Genomic DNA, 1,187 nt, shown 5'->3' on the forward strand with positions numbered 1-1,187 from the left:
ACTTCAGGATCTTGGAGACGACGCCGGCGCCGACGGTGCGGCCGCCTTCACGGATGGCGAAGCGGAGCTTCTCTTCCATGGCGATCGGCGCGATCAGCGAGACTTCGAACTTCAGGTTGTCGCCCGGCATCACCATCTCGGTGCCTTCCGGCAGCTTGACGGTCCCGGTCACGTCCGTGGTCCGGAAGTAGAACTGCGGGCGGTAGTTGGCGAAGAACGGCGTGTGACGGCCGCCCTCTTCCTTGGTCAGGATGTAGGCCTCGGCTTCGAAATCGGTGTGCGGGTTGACCGATTTCGGCTTGCACAGCACCTGGCCGCGCTCGACGCCGTCACGCTCGATGCCGCGCAGCAGGATGCCGACGTTGTCGCCCGCTTCCCCGCGGTCCAGCAGCTTGCGGAACATTTCCACGCCGGTGCAGATCGACTTCTTGGTGTCGCGGATGCCGACGATCTCGACTTCGTCGCCGACGTTGATCACGCCACGCTCGACACGGCCGGTCACCACGGTGCCGCGGCCCGAGATCGAGAACACGTCCTCGATCGGCATCAGGAACGGCTGGTCGATGGCGCGGGCCGGGGTCGGGATGAACTCGTCGACGGCGGCCATCAGCGCGCGGATCGAATCCTCGCCGATTTCCTTCATCTCGCCGATCATCGCCTGATAGGCCGAGCCCTTGATGATCGGGGTGTCGTCGCCGGGGTACTCGTACGAGCTGAGCAGCTCGCGCAGTTCCATCTCGACCAGCTCGATCAGCTCTTCGTCGTCAACCAGGTCCACCTTGTTCATGTAGACCACGATGTAGGGGATGCCCACCTGACGGCCGAGCAGGATGTGCTCGCGGGTTTGCGGCATCGGGCCGTCCGAGGCGGCGCAGACCAGGATCGCGCCGTCCATCTGGGCGGCACCGGTGATCATGTTCTTCACGTAGTCGGCGTGGCCGGGGCAGTCGACGTGCGCGTAGTGGCGCGCCGCGGTCTCGTATTCCACGTGCGCGGTCGAGATGGTGATCCCGCGCGCTTTCTCTTCCGGCGCGCCGTCGATCTGATCGTAGGCCTTGAAATCGCCGAAGTATTTCGTGATCGCCGCGGTCAGCGTGGTCTTGCCGTGGTCAACGTGGCCGATCGTGCCGATGTTAACGTGCGGTTTCGTCCGTTCAAACTTTGCCTTCGCCATGATGGCTTCTCCT

General features: G+C 64.1%; 1 protein-coding gene. It reads right to left on the reverse strand.

The annotated features are described in order from the left end of the window. The coding region (gene tuf / locus DDE23_RS24820; protein ID WP_107755231.1) for an elongation factor Tu at nt 1–1,174 on the reverse strand (1,174 nt) is incomplete at its 3' end. Between the last annotated feature and the right edge of the window lie 13 nt (nt 1,175–1,187).

The sequence above is a fragment of the Pararhodobacter aggregans genome (genome assembly GCF_003075525.1).
Taxonomy (GTDB): domain Bacteria; phylum Pseudomonadota; class Alphaproteobacteria; order Rhodobacterales; family Rhodobacteraceae; genus Pararhodobacter; species Pararhodobacter aggregans.